Annotated in this window: 1 protein-coding gene; it reads right to left on the reverse strand. The window is 33.5% G+C overall.

Translation table 11 applies throughout. From position 1 onward, the window contains the following. Positions 1 to 4,533: beta strand repeat-containing protein (locus tag FHR24_RS15410; protein WP_167191081.1), on the reverse strand; the 4,533-nt coding region annotated here is incomplete at its 3' end. Between the last annotated feature and the right edge of the window lie 234 nt (positions 4,534 to 4,767).

Consider the following 4,767-nt stretch of genomic DNA (forward strand, 5'->3'; position numbering starts at 1 on the left):
TGAAGAACTGTTAGCCGTGTTAAATGCATTGGCACTAATGGTTGATGGATACGGATTTCCTGTTAATAAAAACCTACCCGATGAAACTACAATATTTACATTTCCATTATTTGGAGTTCCGATCAAGTTATAAGCATTGCTCTGACCTGTTCCTTTCATCGTAAACCCGATCCCTGGAATCATAGTAGTATTCTCGTCTATTTCTGTAAAGTCATAATCATTGATCATAGTATGAAACCATCTTGTACTAAATGTGGTTCCAAAACCATCCAAATCATTGGTTATAAAACTAGGATCTGTATTGTTACCCAAAGTAGCTCCTGTGTTTATTTTTAAATCCCCTCCAATACTAAACGTTCCTGAAGTATGTACTGGGGATGAAAAATAATTGTATCTATAAATAGAGCTTGTAGCTTCGTTTAAAATCTTATAAACTTGACCAGTCGTTGAATTTGTGTTTGTATCTGTTTGAATTAACTCAGAGGTTCCTTCTAAATAAATTGCTCCATTAGAATTTAACGTATGAGTTACTTTTAAATATTCTCCTGTTCCTACTGTAACTTTGGCACCATTGGCAACGATTAAACATTTACAATTATGTGAATCTGTTAGAGTAACATCTTCAGAAATTTTAACCGATTTTGTTAAATCTGTAGTAGAATCATTAAATTCTCCGTTTGTTCCTGATCCACCAAGCCAAGCTCCTACTTTGTAAACTATATCAGTACTATTATCTACCAAAGTAAATACACAATCATTTGGTAAATCCACATTGGTAAAAACAATATTATTTCCGTTAATACTACCCGTTGATACCGTTTCTATAGTTCCTGTAGTATAGTCTCCGTCTCCATCTAAATCAATAATTAAATTAAAATCTCTAGAGCTAAAAGCAGAAACATCAAATTGTAAGGTAATATCTTCTACATTTCCAGAATTGCTAATTTTCCAATCTCTATCAAATTGTTTTAAACATGCATTTTGAGAACTTATATGATCTACTAAAGTAATGCTAGATGTACTTCCATTATTACCCCAAATTAAATAATCTAAATTATCATCAAAAGAACCTAAATTTAAATTATTCGTTGCCGTTACAGAACTATATATAGAAATTGTTAAAATATCATCAGAACTTTCTGACTTTGATTGCTTTTGAATTAAGTTAGATGCAATATCATAACCAATACCAGCAACGTCATTATGATAGGTACTATTTTCTGATGCATCCCAAAGTATACTTCCTCTACTATCTGTATAGTCTCCATTGGTTACTCCATCAGATAAATCTAAGGTCATACCATACTTAATTGCTAAATAAGAATAAATTTTAGCAAGGTCTACATTTGATAATGTACTGTTGTATGCAATTACTTCTGATACATAACCTTGAAAACCATTTGTACTGTAACCTCTACCTAAAACTCCTGAATTATTTCCTGTTAAAAAAGCAGTAGAGCTATCTGTGTTTTCAGATAAATTACCATCTCTCAATTCTTGTACAATCTTTCCACTTCCATTATCTAACTGACCTCTAATTAAAGCTATAGAGGTTGATGGCGTGTCATAATTATTAACGACAACATCTAGATCATTACCATATTGGGCCAATGCTAACGAATTATTTTCTCTGTAACCAAAATGAAGACTTTGATTAGAAGTATTAGCTGTTGTTCCTAATACATAATTTTCACTTTCGGTATTATCTCTTTCTACAATGGCTATTACATTGTAGTTAGAATTATTAATATCATTTAAATTTAAATCAAAATATCCGTTATCACCATTTGTGATATGTACTGATGGATTAAAATTATGAATATTTTCTTCATAGGTTGGAAAATCACTTGTTCCTGCCTGTGTTGCATGGTTTATTCCTGTTAGATTGTCCCATTGGCTAATTGCTGCTCCATCAGTAGTTGTAGAAGTACCTGTATCTGCCCTCAACCAATGCGTTAACGCTGTAGTAACGTTTGCAGGTCCAAAAGACAACCTGATTCCAACTGTAAAAATATCACCATCAGCTAAGTTTACATTGGTAAAGGTAACAGTATCACCATCTAAAGAAACTCCATTGGTATGAATTCTACTGTCTGAAAAATCTGTATCTGAATCAATTAAGAGTGCATAATCTTTTGTATCACCTGTACTTCCTGAAGGCAAAGTAACACTAACCGTAACTCCATTTACTGCTCCTGAAACACTCGCTTTCCATGTTCTCGTAAGACGTTCACTATATACAGGACTTGTCCCTGAAGTTGTTACTCCAACAACACCATTATCATGACCTACTAATAAATAATCTTGGTTATTGATAAAATTAGTAACTCTATCAATAGTTAATTGAGTTGATGAAATTGGTTCTGATGATTTTAGTTGGTTTAGAGAAGAAGCATCATCTCTACCAATTCCTATAATTTCATTATGATAGGTTGTGTTTGCAGAAGCATCCCAAATAACATTAGCATCACTATCAGTATAGTCTCCATCGGTACCTCCTCCTGAATTATCTAAGGTCAAAGCATATTTAACTGCCAAATAGCTTTCTACCTTTAATTGATCTACAGCGTTTAAATCATCTGTATAAATAATTATTTCTGAAACATATCCTTCAAATCCTCTATTTGCTCTCCACCTACCAATAGTCCCAGTAGCCGTACTGCTATTTAAATTATTTGTGTTAGATGATGATTCTGTAATTTCAGTAGCCTCCAAAGCAGTTAGTATTGATAAACTTCTAGACGTTCCTTGATTATGAATCGCTTTAAACATAGTCGGTTGTTCCGTAGCAGCATCTACAAACCCTGCAGATAAATTTACGTTGATATTGTTCCCAGATCCATCATGATGTAATTGTGCTCTTGTATTGTTAACATATCCCAATCGAAACCCCTCATCGTCGGCAGTTGTTTCAATCCCCATGAAAAAATTATGTGAATTAGCTCCTAAACTTGAATCGGTTGTTCTTTCCGTAACAGCAAAAATACTGTAATTTGTTCCTGCTAACTGATCCAAATTATTGGCTATATTTAAATGTCCATCTCCACCATCTTGAAAAAGAACAGATGGATTGTAGTTATGGATTTCTGTTTGATAAGTTACCGCGTTTGTTCCTGTTTTAGTAGCATTATCAGAACCGTCAATTGTGGATTGATCCTCCCAAGTAGTTATTGCTCCTCCATCTACAGAGGTATTTGTACCTGAATCAGCCTTAAACCAATGTGTCAACCCAGTAGATACAGCTCCTGGGAATTCAGTTACAGGAGTATAAGTCAAGGTAAAAAAATCTCCATCTGCTAAACTTACGTTGGTGAATGTTAATACATTTCCATTTATACTTGCACCAGAAGAGTGAATAGTTGCTCCTGTAGAAAAATCGGTATCAGAATCTATTAATAACGCATACTCTGATGGATTTCCTGAATTTGTTAAAGTTGTACCCAAAGTAAAACTTACCGAAATTGTTCCTGGAGTTCCATTGGTTTCTACCTTCCAAGTTCTCCCAGATTTGTTTGTAATTCCACTTGGTACTCCTGAAGTTGTAAAAGCTAAGGAAGCAGCATCATTTCCTATTATTAAATAATCTAAATCACTAGAAAAACTAGTTGTTTTCTCAATAGACAAAGTTGGATCCGTATTAAATTCTGTAGATTTTCGTTGATCTAAAGCCGTACCATTATCTTTACCAATACCAATTACGTCATTATGATAAGTAGCATTTACCGAAGCATCCCAAAGAGTTGTTCCTGTACTTATTATATAATCACCATCTGTTCCTCCGTCTGTATTATCTAATGTAATTCCGTATTTAATAGCTAAATAACTTTCTACTTTTTTTCTGTTAGTATCAGACAGTTCATAATCAAAATAAATTATCTCTGCTATTTCACCATTTAATTGATTTCCTCCTGTGTCATCATCACCTACAACATAAGAACCGTTCTCCCATGTGGTAGAAAATAGATTTTCAGAAGTAAAAAAATCTTTGGAGTTTAAATAAATTGTTGAATTTGCACCGGGTCCAGAACCTCCTGGATCTGAAACCGAAATAATTTGCTGAACTCCTGTTGGCAGAGTAAAAAAGGGCTCGTTAGCATCATATCTTCTATCAATGTAAAACTGTCTAGAAGCTCCATCATAAAACTCGATAAAACAATCATCTGTGATAGCTGTTTTACGTTGTACGACAAAAGATGTACTTTGCTCTATACTACTATTAGGTCCAACTCCACGTGTTATGGTTGAACCCGTTATAGGTTTATTATCATCTGTAAAATAAATTACAGGATTCCCGTTAATCGCATTGTTGGTTGAATAAACTGCCTCACCAGTACCAGTGGCATTAAATCCATTACCACTTTGATCGGCCCAAGACGTAATTCCAACACCATTTGTAGTTGTATTTGTTCCTGCATTTGCTTTTAGCCATAATACGGTACCCTCAACACCTCCTGGGGTAGGAACTTGAGCATATATACTTAGGGATAGTAAGAAAGCAACGATAAAATTGCTTTTTAAAGTATTTTTTTTCATGTTTTGATTTTTTGTTGTGTAAACAACTTTTTGACCAAGACAAAAATACTATTTGTTATTAATTAGCTTGTGTTTATTAGTTAAAAGACAAATCTTAGAGGATTAAAGTCTTATTAATTACTCTAATGTTATCTTTTTAGTAAAACTACCACTACCTGTAACTATTTTAACTACATACAATTGTTCTGCCAAACTTTCTAAACTGATAGTCGAATTATTGGTGATTATTGTACT

The organism is Wenyingzhuangia heitensis, assembly GCF_011762155.1.
GTDB lineage: Bacteria > Bacteroidota > Bacteroidia > Flavobacteriales > Flavobacteriaceae > Wenyingzhuangia > Wenyingzhuangia heitensis.